The sequence below is a fragment of the Dietzia sp. NPDC055343 genome (genome assembly GCF_053645265.1).
Map to the genome: position 1 here is coordinate 1 of NZ_JBSHMJ010000015.1, position 12,823 is coordinate 12,823.

Here is a 12,823-nt window from a genome sequence, read left to right on the forward strand (position 1 = left end):
TCACGAAGCTCGTCTGGGTACTTGCGCGGTGCTCCCATGGTTCTGATGATCCCTTCCCGGGTATTCGATGTCTCCATCAAACCCGGGGCGATTCATTATTTAAGAGCGATGAATCGTTGAGTGCCCATGAGGGAAGCAGTAGTGAGACGCCTTCCTTTGACCGTTCCCGTCCTGGTGAACAGTCGATCGTCAGCGGCTGCGTCATGCGCCACTGCGGGGCAGGGCTAGCTATCGGCTAACTCAGCCAACGCGCAAGCAAGTCGATAATCACGGAATCACACCCAATCCACCTGGTCATTGCGGGCACGAAGGACCAGTTGACGCGACGCACCAGGCGCCGCCTACTCCTCTCGCTGAAGTGCTCGATAGAGAGTGGATCGACCCACTCCGAGATCTCGAGCAATCGCCGACGGTCCCTCCCCCGCCTCGACGCGGGCCCGGGCCTTGTCGATTTGCTCGGCCGTCAGGACGCGTTTGCGCCCCTTGTACTTGCCCTTCGCCTTGGCGATGGCGATGCCCTCGGCTTGGCGTTCGCGGATGATGGCCCGCTCGAACTCCGCAAACGCCCCCAGTAGAGAGAGCATGAGGTCGGCGCGCGGGTCCTGGGCGCCGGCGGCGTAGATTGCCCGTTCGTGGATGAACTCCACGCTCGCGCCCTTCGCAGTGATCTCTCCAACGATCTGCTTGAGATCGACAAGGGAGCGGGCGAGACGGTCCATCGAGGCGACAATCAGCTCGTCACCGTCTCGCAGATACCTGATGCACTCTTCTAGCTTCACTCGATCGGAACGCGAGCGTGCGGACTGCTTCTCGACGTAGACGCGGTCGCACTCCCCCACCGCCTCGAGCTGACGGGCCTCGTTCTGATCGGCGGCCGACACCCGCACGTACGCCACCCGTTGTCCACGCGGACGCGAGGCCCGGCGAGTCGGCTTCGGATCCGGCTTGGGCTTGGGCTTGGGCTTGGACGTCCGCTCGATGACATTCTCCGAGTCCGTCGACTCCACCCGAAAGTTCCAACCCAACTCGTCCCGACGACGGAATCGAGTCCGCACGCTCCCGCGGCTGACGATGAGCACCTCCTCGCCGCCATCACCCGAACGGTTCAGCAACGTCCCGATCCGATCAGCCACGAGGAGACCCTTTCGCCAAGAATCTGTATCAATAGATCTTAGACCCCACGGGAAGACGTGTCACAAATGCCGATCTAGACTGTGGCTTTCGCCGTTATATGGCGGGGTTCTGTCGACGCTCTGTGGCGGCATCTGCTCATGGCGATACACGCGAGCACCGGTCTGGTCACAGATAGCGGCAGACGGTCGTGGTGTCGCATTTGGTGGGGTCGCTGGTGGTGGCACTGTGGTGAAGGTGCGCGACGGTGTGTCGCAGTGCTTGCAGGTCGGCGATTTGGCGGTCCAGGTCGCCCAGGTGGGCTTCGAGCAGGGCGTGCACGTGCTGGCAGGGTGCGACTCCGGCGTCGCGGATGTCGAGGATCTCGCGAATCTGGGCCAGGGTGAGCCCAGCGGCGCGGCCGCGGCGAACGAAGTCCAGGCGCGCCAGGGCCGCAGGGGTGTAGTCGCGGTATCCGTTGGCGGTGCGCTCAGGCGCAGGTAGTAGGCCGGCTTCTTCGTAGAAGCGCAGCGTCTTGGTTGTGGTGCCGCTGGCCACGGCCAACTCACCGATGCGCACAGTGGCCCCTTTCTCGGCTCTCGTCCATGTTCGCCTTGACCTTCCCCTGCGCTGGAACGTCCACTATGGACGCTGAAGAGGGGTCACGCGAAGGAAGGTGGGCAAATGGGTGTGGACTACGACGTCGATCTGGCCGTGATCGGCTCAGGAGGCGCGGCGATGTCCGCCGCCATCGCGGCCAGCCAGGCCGGTAAGAGCGTCGTGCTGGTTGAGCGCGGTGTTCTGGGCGGGACGTGCGTGAACATCGGCTGCGTGCCGTCCAAGACGCTCCTGGCGGCCGCCGGGGCCCGGCACGCCGCGCTCACCAATCCCTTCAAAGGTGCCCCAACGTCAGCCGCACCGGTGAACCTCGGCGATCTGGAGGCCCAGAAGGACGCACTCATCGAGCGCCTGCGTGATGCGAAGTACGCCGATGTGGCCGCTGCCTACGGCTTCCAGGTCCGCCCAGGCCAGGCCAGCTTCCTGGACGGGGACACCCTGGCCGTCGACGGCCAGGCGCTGCGGGCCCGGGCCTATCTGGTCGCCACCGGTGCCACCCCCGCCATCCCGGAGGTGGTCGGTCTCGACTCTGTGGACCGGCTGACGTCCACCACCGCGATGCAGCTGACCGAGCTGCCTGAGTCCCTGGTCGTTATCGGTGGCGGGTACGTCGGGATGGAGCAGGCCCAGCTGTTCGCTCACCTCGGCACCCGGGTCTCTGTGGTCGGGCGTCTGGCGCCGCACGCCGAGCCGGAGCTGGCCCAGAGACTTCGGGAAGTCTTCACCGACGACGGCATCACCGTGGTCGAAGAGCGCGCGACCACTGTGGCCCGCGAACCAGGCCCCGCAGGAGAGGTGGTGGTGACCACGGACTCGGGCGAACAGGTGCGCGGCGCGCAGGTCCTGGTGGCCACCGGACGCCTGCCCCGCACCGACGGCCTGAACCTGGCCGCTGCCGGTGTGGACGTGGACGAGCGCGGCTTCGTCGTGGTCGACCAGACCCAGCGCACCTCCAACCCGCGCGTCTGGGCCGCCGGTGACGTCTCGGGGGCTCCCCAGTACGTCTACGCCGCCGCCGCCGGCGGTCGGGCCGCCGCGCTCAACGCCCTGACCGAGGACAGGTACCCGCCGGCAGCTCGGGTCGACTACGCCGGCTTTCCTGCGGTCGTGTTCACCCGGCCCCAGCTGGCCTCGGCGGGGTTGACCGAGGACGAGGCCCTCACCCGAGGGCACGCGTGCGACTGCCGCGTCCTGGACCTGTCCGATGTCCCCCGGGCGCTCGTCCAGCACGACACCCGCGGGGCGGTGAAGCTCGTCGCCGACGCCGTGAGCGGCAAGGTTCTGGGCGTGCACGCTCTGGCGGACGGGGCCGGGGAGATCATGCTGGCGGCCACCTACGCCATCAAAAGCGGCATGACCGTCGACGATCTGGCCGACACCTGGGCGCCGTACCTGACCATGAGCGAAAGCCTGCGCATCGTGGCCGGCCTCTTCCGAAACCAGATGCCGACGTCATGCTGCGCCTGAAACCCGCGGCCCCAGCGGGGTGGACGAGGGCTCCCGCGGCGGCCCGCCTGGCGCCGTGAATGTGCCTTAAAAACCTACAGTATTTTAAGACACTCGACACCGCCCAGGACGGTGGCCGGTTTTGAGTCGTTTTCCTGGGCCTTCGGCCACCTACCCGCGTCTCACTAAGTCGTCTTGACGGGTTCTGTCGCAGGAGCCGCTTCGGTAGGGGTTTATGGGGCAGAATCAACACATGAGGCATTTGGGGTACACCCGCGTGAGTACCGCGAGTCAGGACGCGCAGTTGCAGCTGGATGCACTCGTGGATTCCGGGGTTCAGAAGCGGGATGTGTTTGCGGATGTCACCTCGGGGAGCCGGACTGCGATCGAGCGCCCAGGCATGAAGCGACTGCTCGACTATGTCGAGCCCGGTGACACGGTCGTGGTGTGGCGTATTGACCGCCTCGGCCGCTCACTGATTGATGTCCTCAACACTGTGAATCTTCTTCGCGACAAGGGCGTGAAAATCCGATCGCTCTCGGATGGCATCGACCCGGAGACCACCTCGGGGAGGTTGATGCTGGGCATGCTCGCCACCTTGGCCGAGTACGAGCGCGAGTTGATCACTGAGCGAGTCAACGCCGGCATCGCCGCGGCGAAGCAGAACGGCACTAGGTTCGGTCGGCCTCCGGTCGACCCCGCAGTGATTGCAGAGAAGCTCGACATCGCCCAAGGTGCTCGAAAGAAGGGTCGCACCGCCGCCGAAGCCGCCAGCTTGGTCGGATGGTCCCGCGCTACGCTCTACCGTCACCAACAGGCCGCACGAGCAGGCGAGACACTCCGGAACTGACGCAAGCGGTTACCGCCAAACATCGCCGCCAAAACGCCGCCACTTATCGGTGCGACTCACAGCTCAAAAGTGGTCGCTGTCCTGGACGGTGTCGGGTGTCTTGAAAACCTTTAGGTTTTTAAGGCGTTGTCCCAACAGTTCAGCAGGCGCTGTATAGTTCAGTAAGTGCTGACTATTGTTTCTCGTGTGGATGTGATGAACCGGTTAGGGCGGGCGATGGCCGACCCGACGCGGTCCCGGATACTGCTGACCTTGCTGCAGCAGCCGGCCTACCCGGCGGAGCTGGCCCGCGATTTGGAGCTGACACGGTCGAACGTGTCGAACCATCTGGCATGCCTGCGCGACTGCGGGATCGTTGTCGCCGTGCCCGAAGGTCGCCAGACCCGGTACGAGATCGCAGACCCGCACTTGGCGCGGTCGCTGTCCTCCTTGGTCGAGGTCACCCTCGCGGTCAACGAAAACGCCCCCTGCTTGGAGCCCGACTGCTCAGTGCCGGGTTGTCACGCCACGGAGGTGCAGGCGTGATCCTGTCCTCGGCCCTGCAGGCGATCGGCCTGTTCATTGCCACCAATATCGACGACATCATCGTCCTGTCGCTGTTTTTCGCCCGCGGAGCAGGCCAACGCGGCACCACCGCACGCATTCTGGCCGGCCAGTATCTTGGCTTCGTCGGCATCCTCGGCGCCGCAGTGCTCGTCTCCCTGGGCGCGGGAGCCTTCCTGCCCCCGGGGGCCATCCCTTACTTCGGGCTGATCCCACTGGGCTTGGGACTGTGGGCCGCGTGGCAGGCCTGGCGCGGGGACGATGATGACGACGACGATGCAAAGGTCGAGGGCAAGAACGTCGCCGTGTGGACCGTGGCCGGCGTAACCTTCGCCAACGGCGGCGACAACATCGGCGTCTACGTCCCCGTCTTTCTCAACGTGGGCACGGGAGCCGTAGTTGCCTACTGCATCGTGTTCCTGGTGCTGGTGGCGGGACTGGTGGGCCTGGCCAAGTTCGTCGCCACCCGCCGACCGATCGCCGAAGTCCTAGAGCGCTGGGAACATATCCTGTTCCCAACTGTCCTGATCGGCCTGGGCGCCTTCATCCTGATCAGCGGCGGAGCATTCGGACTCTGACAAAACCGACGCAAACCCCACCACGCACCCGTGAGCCGCCGACTCGCTCTAATTCTTCCGGCCAGAACGCCCGATTGGTACGGCGCCGCCAAGAAGTAACCACAGAAGACCGCCACAGAGCGATCAAGTCCACAAGTTGTCCCAGGACGCATATGTCCGAAAACTCGTGTCGACACTAGTGTCCGACCAAGGGTAGTTTCCACTACGCTGTGAGTCATGAAGGTGGGCTATGGGCGTGTGTCGACCCGAGATCAGCACCCTGAGGCTCAGCTCGACGCCCTCTCGGCCGCGGGTTGCGAGAAGGTCTTCGTCGACCACGCCTCAGGCAAGCTTTCTCGCCGACCACAGTTAGACCGGGCCCTTGAGGTGGCTTGCCGACCCGGGGACCTACTTGTGGTCACCAAGCTCGATCGCCTCGGCAGATCCCTGGAGCACCTCATGGAGATCGCCAAGGAGCTCGAGGCCGCCGGCGTCGGCCTTGTCGTTCTCGACCAAGGCATCGACACATCCACTCCGGTGGGCCGGATGTTCTTCCACATCCTCGGAGCTATTGCCGAGTTCGAACACGCTCTACTCTCTGAACGCACAAGAGATGGGCTGGCTGCGGCCCGCGCTCGTGGTCGCACCGGGGGACGGCCGGCCGCTCTGGGCCCTCGCCAGCTGGCCCTCGCCCGCCAGATGTATGACAGCACAGACGACGAGGGAGTCCCGCTTCACACAGTGGCGGAGATCGCCGCCGAGTTCGGAGTTGCACGCTCCACGATCTATCGCCACCTCGACGCCCCGGCCAGCTCCTCGACTCAGAAGCACGCCGAGAATAAGGTGACCCAATGACCGCACTGAGTCCCGAGAACGTCGCTTTGGTCGCGCTGTTGACCAGAGAGCCGACGATGCGGTGGGCCCAGTACCGGGATGACCTCGCCATCGACGCCCTTCCCAGTGGCCTCGTCACAGACGCTGCGGAACGCCAGCGTGGGGAAGCGACGCTGAGCAGGTGGCTCGATACTGCGGCGGGTGCGAACTTCTACTCCTACCTCGACTCTGGCTACCCAGCCCAGCTACGCGAAGTGTGGGACTTCCCGCCATTCGTCTTCCTCCAGGGCGATGAGACCCCGCTGCACTCCCCGCGTGGAGACAAAGGCATCTGCATTGTGGGGTCCCGATCTGCTTCGAGCGAAGCAGTGGCCGTGGCTAGCTACATCGCTCGATCACTGGCCGAGGAAGGCACCACGATCGTCTCGGGACTCGCCGCAGGTATCGACTACGCAGCCCATAGCGCAGCAGTACAGATGGGAGCACGGACCGTGGGCGTAGTCGGCACCGGTATAGACCGCTGCTACCCCTCGTCCTCCTGTCAGCTCCAGCAGCATCTGGCGGCCGGCCACGGAATGGTGCTCTCGCAATTCCCACCAGGCAGCTCCCCCACTCGATCATCATTTCCCATGCGCAATGGTGTGATGTCCGCATACGGCAACGCGACAATAATCGTGGCTGCAGACGAAAAGTCCGGTACGCGTCACCAGGCACGACAGGCAATCCGGCATGGTCGACCACTTATCCTCGCCGAGCCCGTGGCGCGGGAAACGACCTGGGGAAGAAAGCTCGCCGACGACCCATTCGTCGATGCGCACGTAGCCCGCACCCCTGACGACGCCATCGAGCTCGCGCGAAGCGTCCTCAACCGTCGGTCACCCGTACCTGCCGAGGCCACTCTCTTTTGAACATCCCGTTCAACCCAGACGACGGGCAGTACCTAGCCCAAGTGGCCCCGACGATGCACAACGCGTTCCGCGTCACCTCGAACAACGAGCTGTTCACCCTGCCAGGGAGTTCACTGTGCCGCCTCTGCGGAACACCAACGGAGGGGCACCAGTACTGCTACGTCTGTAGATACGACATCTTGGGCAGCAAGCTCAGGTCTGACCTCCCAGATCGCTATGCCTTCCTGACATACGCGATCACGGGCGAGCAATCAGGCCAAGACGCATATCAGTACAAAGACATCGGCGGGGCCGCACTCGATCGCCTGAAACTCCTGCTGTATTTTTTCGTTAACTACCACAGCGGCTGCCTTCGATTGAGCACAGGAGCGTCTGTCAGCCATATTGCGGTCGTCCCATCAGGTCGAGGACGAAAAGACCATCCTCTCGAGACCGAGCTTCTCCCGCTCTTTCCCTCCACGCTTGAACGAGTTGCAGTCACTCGAGTCGCAGCAGCTCGCAATGGAGGCCGCCAGATGCTGATTGACCCGTCGATCAACCACATCGACTCTGACGTCACCGGTCGCCACGTACTAGTCCTAGAAGACACATGGACCAGAGGATTCAGCGCCCTTTCTCTGGCCACCAGCCTCAAGCAAGCCGGCGCATCGCAGGTGAGCGTCCTGACTATCGCCCGCTACCTCAACACCCATCATCCACCTACAGAAGCATGGCTAAAGACGAACAGCCCCCTGCTCTCCTACGATCCAACCTTCTGCCCGATCACCCGCTCCCCCGAGTGTCCGGATGGCAACTGACCGCAGTCTGTTCGGAGTCCATCTGAGCTCGCAAACCCTACGGGGACTACGTGTCACAACACCGCATATGACCCTGTGAAACATCCAGATCGAGGTTTGTCGGGCCATCCCACACGGGTGTACTTATCTGAAGCGAACGGATTCTCTGAGAGAACGAGGAGCCGCACCAGACTCAGCCCAGTAAGAACGTCGGTGGGGATCGCTTGAATCCTGGCCGTAGGGGCAGTCCAAAATAGTCTCGGATGCGTGAGCCCTCTCAGCACCAGCGCTTCTTGGATCATCCCCTTGGCTCGGATCCTGCCGACCTCGCGACAACTCGCAACTGACACTCTCGTGACAACGCCCTGCTGGATCAGCACGAGATAGACACACTGTTAAGCAACCGACAGTTCCAGCATTTTCGCTCGGCGGCCGAGTAACATCCGCTTCATCACCTGAGTAGGCGCCTGACCTGCAAAGACCGGGATGGAGCGAGGAATTGACCACGACTGCGCCGGCCCCTGGCTGGTATCCGTACGGCCCGGCCGAGAGTGCGGCGGAGTGGGACGGTCGGGCCTGGACCGGTCACCACGTGGCGGACCCGGCGGTTCCTTCCTCCCGGCCCACCGCCGGCCGCTGGAGTTCCTCACCCGGCCGTGGTTCTGGCTGATCGTCGCGGGCGTCGTGATCACGGCGGCCGCCGGGGCGATGTGGAACTCCGGCGAATCCGCGTGGTGGATCGCCCCGGTAGCGGTCGGTCTCATCCTGGCCCTCTCGGGGATCGTGCTCCTGTTCCGCCCGCGGCTGCGGTTCGCCGAGGTGGCGGACCTTCCCGTGATCATCGGGGCCGACGTGGTCTCCGGGCTCATCGGGCTGGCGGTGGCGTTCCTACTTGAGGGGCAGACTCGAACCACATCTGCGGATGCCGTTCGCGCTCGATCTGTGGCTCTCGGGGCCCATCGAGGAGACCTGCAAGATCGCCGTCCCCGTGCTGCTGTTGGTGTTCGCCCGCACGCGGTTCGGAGATCCCCGCGCCGGCGTGCTGATGGTATTGGTCAGCGCAGCGGTGTTCGGGGTCGGCGAGGGTCTGCAGTACGTCAGCGGGGGCAGCGGCGCCAACAGTCACCTGCTGCAGTCGCTTGTCCGCCCGCTCGCGGAGATCTCCCATCCGTTGTAGGCCGCCATCGCCGCCGGCGCGATCTGGTTGGCAGCCCATCGGTCGGGCCGGGTGTTGACCTGGGCCGGGCTGGTCGGGTGGCTCGTCGCCGCGGGACTGCATTCGCTGCACGACGGCCTCTTCTCCTGGAACAAGGGGGCACCCAGAACGACACCACCGATCATGATCTGTCGATGACCGACGTCGTCGAGGGCGCCGTGGGCGGGAACATCATCAGCCTCGTCACCGCGGTGATCACCTTCCTCGTCCTCCGCCGTGACCTGCGGGAGCTCACGCCGCCGACCGCCGTCGACACCGCCCCGCGGTCGTGGCGTCCCCGGCTCGCGCCTTGGGGTGTGCCCGCGGCGACCCGCGAGCGGTGGGCGTCTGAGAATCCGGTGTCGTCTCCGTCCCGGATCGAATAGGTTCGGGCGCAGGGCGACTCACGCGCCCTCCCCCGAATCCGTCCCACAGGAGTGCTCGTGTCCCTCGCCACCGACCACCGCAAGCCCTCTCTCCGCACGATCGCCGCCAAACCCACCGCACTCCCGCGGACACTCTCCGCGGTGGCCGCCGCTGCCGCGGTGACCGTCGCGCTGCCACTCACCGCGTGTGCGCAGAGCATGATCCCGGGCGGTGGACCCGTCGGGTCCAGCACCGACTCTCTCGGATCCCTGGCCCCGGAGCGCCCCCTGTCCCCCGGCCCGGAGGTCGAGGTCGATGTGCTGGCCGACGGATTCACGATCCCGTGGGACGTGGCCCGCGATCCGAGTGGCGTCGTCGTCACCGGAGAGCGTGGCTCGGGCGCGCTGTACGCGATCCGTCCCGGCGGCGATAAGTCGGCCATCCAGGCCGACCTCGGTCCGGTGTTCAACGAGGCCGAGAGCGGGCTGATGGGGATCGCGTTGGCTGCGGACTTCGAGACCAGCCGCGAGCTCTACACGTGTCACTCCTCGGCCGACCACAACGACAACCGGGTCACCGCCTGGACCGCGACGAGCGACTGGTCTGCGATCGAGTCGCCGCGGGTGGTCGTCGACGGCATCCCGCTCAGCGAGGGCGGATTCCATTCCGGCTGCCGCATCCTGCCCATGGCCGACGGCTCGCTGTACATCGGCACGGGCGACACGTTCTCCGGCCCGGGCCCGCAGGATCCGGACTCGCTCGCCGGGAAGATCCTGCACGTCAACGGCGACGGCTCGCCCGCCGCGGACACCATCAGTGACGACTCCCCCGTTCTGACGATCGGCCACCGCAACGTGCAGGGACTCGCCGCACAGCCCGGCACCGATCGCATCTACTCCGCGGAGCACGGCCCGAATGTCGACGACGAGGTCAATCTTGTGCAGCCACGCGGCAACTACGGGTGGAACCCGAACCGCGGCGGCGAATACAACCAGGACGTCCCCATGACCGACACCGGCGCATTCCCGGATGCGGTGTCGGCGGTCTGGAGCTCGGGCGCCCCGACGCTGGCGCCGGGCGGGATGACGTTCCTCGACGACCCCGCGTGGGGCGAGTGGAACGGCGCGATCGCGGTAGCGATGCTCAAGACCAGCCAGATCGTCCTGATGAAGCTGTCCCCGGACGGCAACTCGGTCACCGAGATGGCGACGCTCCTGCGCGACGTCCACGGCCGGATGCGGTCCATCACCCCGGAACCGGGCGGCTCGCTGCTGGTGACCACCTCCAACGGCGGCGGCAACGACGAGGTCCTGCGGATCAGCCCCGCCGCCGCCGAGTAACCGCGGCAGGCCTACAGCCGTAGGACCTCGCGGGCGGCGTCGGCCAACGCGACCGCGTAGCCGGCGCCGTGCCCCGCCGAGTGGGTGGCCAGCGGATGCAGCTGGTGCAGCGGCACGCGGTCGCGCCAGCCCTCCGTCAAGGGGCGTGCCTGGTCATATCCGTGCAGTATCCGGTCCAGGTGCGGCGCGCCGAACAGGGCGAGCATCGCCAGATCGGTTTCGCGATGGCCGCCGTGGGCGGCGGGGTCGATGAGCACCGCCTCCCCGTCCGGCGTCCACAGCACGTTTCCCGTCCACAGGTCGCCGTGGAGGCGGGCGGGACGGTCGGCCGGGTCGTCGAGCTCGCCGGAGGCCACGCGGTCGCAGGCCCGCTCCACCACCGCCAGCTCGGCGCCGCCGAGCACTCCGAGATCCACGGCGATCCGGACGAACGGGCGGACCCGCTGCTCGGCGTAGAACTCACCCCACGAGTCTGTGGGCACGCATTCCTGGGGTCGGTTGCCGATGAAACACCGGCCCGCCCAGTCTCCGGCCGGTGCGCCCCATCCGGCGGCGCCGGCATCATGCATCGCCGCCAGTGACCGGCCGAACCGCAGGGCTCCGTCCGAACTCGCGCGGCCGTCGGGGATCCGCTCGAGCACGATCTCGTCGTCGTCGACTCCCCGCACCTCGACCACGCGGGGCCCGCCGGGCGCCGCGGCGAGCCACCGCAGTCCCGCGGCCTCGTAGCGGAAGAAGTCGGGGCCGTGATCTGAGCCGCGTTTGACGAACGACTGCGATGCGCGGCCGCTCATGCCGCCGCCTCGCGGTCGGGGCGCGGGGCGCGATCAGGGTCCGCCGAGCGGCCGAGAAGTGGACCGGCGAGCAGGGCGATGAGCAGGCCGCCCACGACCATCGGGGCGACGGCCCAGCGCATGCCGACGTGCTCGGCGATCTGCCCGACAAAGGGCGGGGCCAGCAGGAAGCCGAGGCGCATGACCCAGTTGAGGACGGCGAGTCCGGCGCCGTCGGGCAGACCGGGAACCGAATCGGCGCCGACCATCGCACCGGGGATGATCGTCGCGATGCCCCAGCCGGCCACGGCGAACCCGGCCAGCAGCACGGCCACCATTGCGGGGCCGTCCAGTAGGAACGAGCCGGTCAGCGCCGCGCCCGCGCCCAGTACCACGCAGACGCCACCCATCCGGCCCACGCGGACGGCGCCGAAGCCCTCGACGAGCCTGTCGCCGGTGAGCCGACCGATCAGCTGCGCGCCCTGCACCGCGATGAAGCCGAGACCGGCCACGCCCGCACCGACCGCGGCGACGTCCCGCAGGTACAGCGCCGACCAGGTCTGGGCGAAGTCCTCGACGATCTCGGCGCAGCACGCGAAGAGCCCCAGCGCCACGAGCAACACCAGCGCGCGGCCGCCCGGCAGCCGCCGCCGCACGACGGGGTCTACCGACTGGGCGGGTGAGGGCGTCGCCCCATGCGCTGCCGCATCATGCCTGGTGGGGGCGGTATCGACCTCGTGAGCCTGGTCGAGGTCGCGACCGTACTCGTCCTCCGCGACGGGCGGGCCCAGCCGTAGCGGATACGCCGCGGCAGCCGCGGCCGCGCACACGATCGCGGCGCCGATCATCTGCACCTGCACGGGCGCGCCGACACCGGCCGACAGAGAACCGCCGGCCGCCCCGAGCACCGCGCCCAGCGACCACACCGCATGAAACCGGTTGATCAGCGACCGCCCGTGCCGCAGTTGCACCCGGATGCCGTGCGCATTCATCGACACGTCGGTGATGGCATCGCACACCCCGAACAGCAACAACAGCCCCGCAAACACTGCAACGACAGGCGAGAACCCGACCAGCGCCGCCACAACCGAAGCGGCGATCATGGTGCCCACGGCCACCGCTCCGTCCGAGCGTCTCCGCATGAGCACGGGCGTCAACAGCCCACCGAACAACGCGCCGGCCGGGTAGCAGGCCATGGCCAACCCGAACAGCGCCGGGCTGAGCTCGAGGGCGTCCTTGAGATCGGGCAGCCGGGGCACGATGGCGCCGAAAATCGCGCCGTTGGCAGCGAACAGCAGCGCGGTGGCCGCGATCGGGCGGTGGGCGGTGTCGGTGGAGACGGCGTCGTCGTAGTCGTGGTCGTGGTCGGCTCCGGCGGCGCTGCCGGCTCCGCGGTCTCCCGGCGGGCTCGTCGAGGTCACGCCCGCCACCCTAATCCGCATCGCGCACCGCGGCGCTCGCCCCGGCACCGCGCTGATCCCCGACCGATCCCGTGGGGCCTGTCGCC

14 protein-coding genes are annotated in these 12,823 nt (G+C 66.7%); 10 read left to right on the forward strand and 4 right to left on the reverse strand.

Features of this window, described 5'->3' with window-relative positions; translation table 11 throughout:
• Positions 1–341: 341 nt before the first annotated feature.
• Both ACWIE7_RS09015 and ACWIE7_RS09020 read right to left on the reverse strand, forming a co-directional pair.
• Positions 342–1,133: a recombinase family protein gene (locus ACWIE7_RS09015; protein WP_454069067.1), complete on the reverse strand. Its 792-nt coding sequence runs from the start codon at positions 1,131–1,133 to the stop codon at positions 342–344.
• A 166-nt stretch (positions 1,134–1,299) separates the two neighbouring features.
• Positions 1,300–1,689: a heavy metal-responsive transcriptional regulator gene (locus ACWIE7_RS09020; protein ID WP_454069068.1), complete on the reverse strand. Its 390-nt coding sequence runs from the start codon at positions 1,687–1,689 to the stop codon at positions 1,300–1,302.
• 105 nt (positions 1,690–1,794) lie between these two features.
• On the opposite strand from ACWIE7_RS09020, the gene merA reads away from it, so the two are divergent.
• From merA to ACWIE7_RS09070, 10 genes are all read left to right on the forward strand, one after another.
• A complete protein-coding gene (gene merA, locus ACWIE7_RS09025) occupies positions 1,795–3,195 on the forward strand; it encodes a mercury(II) reductase (protein ID WP_454069069.1) in 1,401 nt (466 codons plus the stop codon).
• Between the two features lie 232 nt (positions 3,196–3,427).
• Positions 3,428–4,024, forward strand: a complete 597-nt coding sequence (locus tag ACWIE7_RS09030) for a recombinase family protein (RefSeq protein ID WP_454069112.1) — start codon at positions 3,428–3,430, stop codon at positions 4,022–4,024.
• Positions 4,025–4,189: 165 nt separating this feature from the next.
• On the forward strand, positions 4,190–4,549 hold the full coding sequence (gene cmtR, locus ACWIE7_RS09035; protein WP_006550697.1) for a Cd(II)/Pb(II)-sensing metalloregulatory transcriptional regulator CmtR: 360 nt from the start codon (positions 4,190–4,192) through the stop codon (positions 4,547–4,549).
• Positions 4,546–5,145 (forward strand): cadmium resistance transporter, encoded by a 600-nt coding sequence (locus ACWIE7_RS09040; RefSeq protein ID WP_253002698.1) that lies wholly within the window; start codon positions 4,546–4,548, stop codon positions 5,143–5,145. The genes cmtR and ACWIE7_RS09040 overlap by 4 nt, the downstream gene beginning before the upstream one ends.
• Before the next feature lie 216 nt (positions 5,146–5,361).
• Positions 5,362–5,979, forward strand: a complete 618-nt coding sequence (locus ACWIE7_RS09045; RefSeq protein ID WP_454069070.1) for a recombinase family protein — start codon at positions 5,362–5,364, stop codon at positions 5,977–5,979.
• Complete coding sequence (locus ACWIE7_RS09050) at positions 5,976–6,866, forward strand: DNA-processing protein DprA (RefSeq protein WP_454057707.1); 891 nt, start codon at positions 5,976–5,978, stop codon at positions 6,864–6,866. Before ACWIE7_RS09045 ends, ACWIE7_RS09050 begins: the two co-directional genes overlap by 4 nt.
• 41 nt (positions 6,867–6,907) lie before the next feature.
• Positions 6,908–7,663: a phosphoribosyltransferase gene (locus ACWIE7_RS09055; RefSeq protein ID WP_454057708.1), complete on the forward strand. Its 756-nt coding sequence runs from the start codon at positions 6,908–6,910 to the stop codon at positions 7,661–7,663.
• Positions 7,664–8,534: 871 nt separating this feature from the next.
• Entirely contained in the window at positions 8,535–8,819 is a 285-nt protein-coding gene (locus tag ACWIE7_RS09060) for a PrsW family glutamic-type intramembrane protease (protein WP_452100484.1), read from the forward strand.
• Positions 8,820–8,992: 173 nt separating this feature from the next.
• Positions 8,993–9,223 (forward strand): hypothetical protein, encoded by a 231-nt coding sequence (locus ACWIE7_RS09065; protein WP_454069071.1) that lies wholly within the window; start codon positions 8,993–8,995, stop codon positions 9,221–9,223.
• Positions 9,224–9,280: 57 nt separating this feature from the next.
• Entirely contained in the window at positions 9,281–10,543 is a 1,263-nt protein-coding gene (locus tag ACWIE7_RS09070; protein WP_454057710.1) for a PQQ-dependent sugar dehydrogenase, read from the forward strand.
• Positions 10,544–10,554: 11 nt separating this feature from the next.
• On the opposite strand, the gene ACWIE7_RS09075 is transcribed toward ACWIE7_RS09070, so the two are convergent.
• Entirely contained in the window at positions 10,555–11,337 is a 783-nt protein-coding gene (locus tag ACWIE7_RS09075; protein ID WP_454057711.1) for a fructosamine kinase family protein, read from the reverse strand.
• Positions 11,334–12,737, reverse strand: a complete 1,404-nt coding sequence (locus ACWIE7_RS09080) for an MFS transporter (protein ID WP_454069072.1) — start codon at positions 12,735–12,737, stop codon at positions 11,334–11,336. Before ACWIE7_RS09080 ends, ACWIE7_RS09075 begins: the two co-directional genes overlap by 4 nt.
• Between the last annotated feature and the right edge of the window lie 86 nt (positions 12,738–12,823).

Bases quoted from the DNA above. Each gene is read 5' to 3' on its own strand.
- merA (WP_454069069.1), top strand. From the start codon at position 1,795: ATGGGTGTGGACTACGACGTCGATCTGGCCGTGATCGGCTCAGGAGGC.
- ACWIE7_RS09030 (WP_454069112.1), top strand. From the start codon at position 3,428: ATGAGGCATTTGGGGTACACCCGCGTGAGTACCGCGAGTCAGGACGCG.
- ACWIE7_RS09045 (WP_454069070.1), top strand. From the start codon at position 5,362: ATGAAGGTGGGCTATGGGCGTGTGTCGACCCGAGATCAGCACCCTGAG.
- ACWIE7_RS09050 (WP_454057707.1), top strand. From the start codon at position 5,976: ATGACCGCACTGAGTCCCGAGAACGTCGCTTTGGTCGCGCTGTTGACC.
- ACWIE7_RS09065 (WP_454069071.1), top strand. From the start codon at position 8,993: ATGACCGACGTCGTCGAGGGCGCCGTGGGCGGGAACATCATCAGCCTC.
- ACWIE7_RS09075 (WP_454057711.1), bottom strand. From the start codon at position 11,337: ATGAGCGGCCGCGCATCGCAGTCGTTCGTCAAACGCGGCTCAGATCAC.